The organism is Paenibacillus sp. RS8 (genome assembly GCF_041956825.1).
GTDB lineage: Bacteria > Bacillota > Bacilli > Paenibacillales > Paenibacillaceae > Paenibacillus_AQ.
This window is the reverse complement of sequence record NZ_CP168129.1, coordinates 1-1,709: the sequence shown is the minus strand read 5'-3', so window position 1 is coordinate 1,709 and position 1,709 is coordinate 1. Positions and strand designations below refer to the sequence as shown.

The 1,709-nt window shown below is 46.1% G+C and carries 2 protein-coding genes; both read right to left on the bottom strand.

Features of this window, described 5'->3' with window-relative positions:
• Nucleotides 1-91: 91 nt before the first annotated feature.
• Complete coding sequence (locus ACDZ28_RS00110; RefSeq protein WP_375102229.1) at nt 92-550, bottom strand: replication/maintenance protein RepL; 459 nt, start codon at nt 548-550, stop codon at nt 92-94.
• Nucleotides 551-1,404: 854 nt separating this feature from the next.
• A complete protein-coding gene (locus tag ACDZ28_RS00105; protein ID WP_375102230.1) occupies nt 1,405-1,677 on the bottom strand; it encodes a hypothetical protein in 273 nt (90 codons plus the stop codon).
• Between the last annotated feature and the right edge of the window lie 32 nt (nt 1,678-1,709).

Sequence of the window (1,709 nt, the reverse complement as noted above, 5' to 3'; positions counted from 1 at the left end):
GATCCTCCGACTAAGAAGACTTCCAGAGGGCCAGCTTTATGTTATTTTGTTTTCAATGAGCACACATCGAGTAGCGGTGTATAAGTGCGCCTTAATCCTCTTTGCCGCCTTGGATGACCTTCAATCCATTTTCGCGAGCCATGGCATCAATATCCCTGCGTATGTTCTTTTCGTTCTTTGCACGTCCTTTAACGCCGAAATTTGGGTCTAAACGATACGTAAGCATGGATCCCACTTTAGGTCCCTTATGTATAACCCCTTTTTCGACAAGTACTTTCATAGCTCGATTGACGTGTTGTTTATGCATTCCTAACTCTTTGGCAATATCAGTTTGGCTCAATCTAAGCCAGTTTTCAAAATCCAATTTGCCGAAGATCAGGAAGAGCACATTCATCTGTTCGCCTGTCAAACCAAGCTTTGCGATGTGTATAAATCCTTCCTGCATAGCCATGAAAAACCCCCCTGAGTAATATTTCCGTTTGAGTTCAATAACGGTATAAATAATCTCTCCAGTCTCGGTGTCAACTAACCTATGTTTGTCCAGTTTCATCACCTCCAGAGTAACCAAATATGGTTATACTGTAACCAAAGATGGTTACTATGTCAATCAATATTTCCAGTAATATCAAGGGTTATAGCTTGTCCCCTTCTGTCTCATTATCTTTAGGTATCTCAAACACCCAAATTTACTCTTATCCCGTTTGATTTTTGCACCTTAATTCAGCCTATGAAAAAGCCGGCAGTCCGCTGCTCCAGGCTAGCCACCCCTTCGGGGCAACCCTCCTGGAGCAGCAGCCTCACCGGCACCATTCCAAATAGCTATGAATTTTGCTCTATAAATCAAAAATGGCAACCCCTCCAACTCGGAAGAATTGCCAGCAAAATGGACGTTTTTGGTTTTCCCACCCCCCCTGATAGTAGGGAGGGGGGGTCACGCGAACCCGCGCCCATCATGAGGTTATTCAATTTTCAATCACGAAAAGTTTGACTAATACTGACTTTCTTTGACTAGTCATTTTTCGTTGTGACTGGTTACCTTCAGCATAGCTTGTCTCACTCATACTGACAAGCAATTTCTCACTCACACCCGGTAGCCAGATCAGCAACGCCGGGACCCGCCCCGTAGGGGCCCCACCCGTCGACACTTCTCCGGCTACCTCATGCCCTTAAATATTCGCAGCATGATGTATTTAGCCCTCCCTCGTCCTGCCAGATCGGCAGATTGTAAAAAGGGTATGGGCAGGGGTCAGATTTCCACAAAGACGTTCCTGAGCCCATTGAGAGCCCACTGAGTGACTATTGAGCGCCCACTGAGAGCCCGCTGAGCGCCTTCTGTATGCTAGATAGGGTCTTACCCTCCCCTTTATACCCATCGCCCGATCTGGGCGGCTATAAGAGGACTGATCACTTTTCCGGATCGAGCAGACTGTTTATCCATGTTTCGAGATCAGGTTGCTCCTTCTTTGTGAAGTGATCCCAGAATCTAGGATCGATAAATCCCAAGTCAGCAATTTGATGTAGCTGTAAAACTCGCATGCCTTTATCGAACCGACTGGTGTTATGTCCGATCACTTTCCATAGCTCTGCAGGTGTCACAGATATTTCTGGAGCAACTAGTTTTAGTGTAACATGGTAGTTGCCGGATTCTTGGAGCTCGTAATAGGTCTTAAAGTGCATTACTTGTTTCCTCCCGGTGCTGTAACCCTCTG